This window comes from Streptomyces sp. ICN903 (assembly GCF_022015835.1).
In the GTDB taxonomy this organism is placed as follows: Bacteria; Actinomycetota; Actinomycetes; order Streptomycetales; family Streptomycetaceae; genus Streptomyces; species Streptomyces fenghuangensis.
This window is the reverse complement of sequence record NZ_JAKMAY010000533.1, coordinates 1-1,822: the sequence shown is the minus strand read 5'-3', so window position 1 is coordinate 1,822 and position 1,822 is coordinate 1. Positions and strand designations below refer to the sequence as shown.

Annotated in this window: 1 protein-coding gene; it reads left to right on the top strand. The window is 77.4% G+C overall.

All coding sequences use genetic code 11. The features are described from left to right. The first annotated feature begins 156 nt into the window (after window positions 1–156). The gene (locus L7D48_RS28570; RefSeq protein WP_237883968.1) at window positions 157–1,815 is read left to right on the top strand and encodes a SulP family inorganic anion transporter; all 1,659 of its coding nucleotides are present in this window, start codon (window positions 157–159) and stop codon (window positions 1,813–1,815) included. The last annotated feature ends 7 nt before the right edge of the window (window positions 1,816–1,822 follow it).

Below are 1,822 nucleotides of genomic sequence, written 5' to 3'. Positions count from 1 at the left end.
CTCCCCGGCCGTCCCCCCGGCCGCCTCGCCGACCGCCTCCGAAGCCGCCTCCGAAGCCGCCGGGGACGGCGCCGAGTGAGCACCGTCTCCGGCCAGGCCCGGCCGGCCCTGGCCGCATGCCGCTCCCTGCTGCCCACCCGCTCCGACCTCGCCGCCATGCGCGCCCATCCCCGACAGGACCTCCTGGCGGGGCTGACGGTGGCCATCGTGGCGCTGCCGCTGGCCCTGGGCTTCGGCGTCTCCTCCGGACTCGGCGCCGAGGCCGGGCTGGCCACCGCCGTGGTCGCAGGCGCCCTGGCGGCCCTCTTCGGCGGCTCCAACCTCCAGGTCTCCGGGCCCACCGGCGCCATGACGGTCGTCCTCGTCCCGATCACCGCCGCGCACGGCCCCTCGGGCGTGCTGACCGTCGGCCTGCTGGCCGGACTGATGCTGGTGGCGCTCGCCCTGGCCCGCGCAGGCCGCTGGATGCGGTACGTGCCGGCGCCGGTCGTGGAGGGCTTCACCCTCGGCATCGCCTGTGTGATCGCCCTCCAGCAGGTGCCCGGCGCCCTGGGCGTGCCCGTTCCCGAGGGCGACCGGGTGGCGGCCGTCGCCTGGCGGGCGGCCGCGGAGTTCGCCCGGCAGCCGAACTGGACGGCCGTCGCGCTCTCACTGTCCGTGGCCGCCGTGATGCTGGCCGGCGCCCGGTGGCGGCCCACCGTCCCGTTCTCCGTCGTCGCGGTGGCCGCCGCGACCGCCGTGACCGAGGTGCTCCGCCTCGACGGCGCCGAGCCGATCGGCGATCTGCCGCCCGGCCTGCCCGCGCCCTCGCTGTCCTTCCTCGACCCGTCGGCGCTGTCCTCGCTGCTCGCCCCGGCTGTGGCCGTCGCCGCGCTGGCCGCCCTGGAGTCCCTGCTGTCCGCCTCCGTGGCCGACGGCATGACGGTGGGGCAGCGGCACGACCCGGACCGGGAGCTGTTCGGGCAGGGCCTGGCCAACATCGCCTCCCCGCTGTTCGGCGGGGTGCCCGCCACCGGCGCCATAGCCCGCACCGCCGTCAACGTACGCGGCGGTGCCCGCTCGCGGCTGGCGGCGCTGACGCACGCCGGTGCGCTCGCCGCCGTCGTCCTGGCCGCCGCCCCGCTGGTCTCGCGCATCCCGCTGGCCGCACTGGCCGGTGTGCTGCTGGCCACCGCCGTGCGCATGGTGGAGGTCGGATCGCTGCGGGCGATCACCCGCGCCACCCGCTCCGACGCGGCCGTCCTGATCCTGACCGCCGTGACGACCCTGGTGCTGGACCTGGTGTACGCGGTGATCGCCGGCCTGCTCGTCGCGGGCGCCCTCGCCCTGCGGGCGGTGGCCCGGCAGGCCCGCCTGGACCAGGTGGACGTCACCGGCGACATCCCCGGCGGGCACGGCGACGAGGAACGCGCCCTGCTGGCCGAGCACATCGTCGCCTACCGCCTGGACGGTCCGCTGTTCTTCGCCGCCGCCCACCGCTTCCTGCTGGAGCTGTCGGAGGTGGCCGACGTGCGCGTGGTGATCCTGCGCATGTCGCGGGTGACGACGGTGGACGCCACCGGAGCCCTCGTGCTGAAGGACGCGATCGACAGACTGCACCGGCGCGGCATCACCGTGCTGGTCTCCGGGGTCCGCCCCGAGCAGCGCCGCGCCCTGGAGTCCGTCGGCGCGCTGGACGCCGTCGGCCCCGGGGACCGGGACTGGTCCAGCACCCCCGAGGCGATCCGCGGCGCCCGCGAGCACCTGTACGGGGCCGGGGTCCTGCCCGCCGCTCCCCCGCCTCCCACCGCGCCCGCGCGGGAGCCCTCGCGGTGAACGCCGC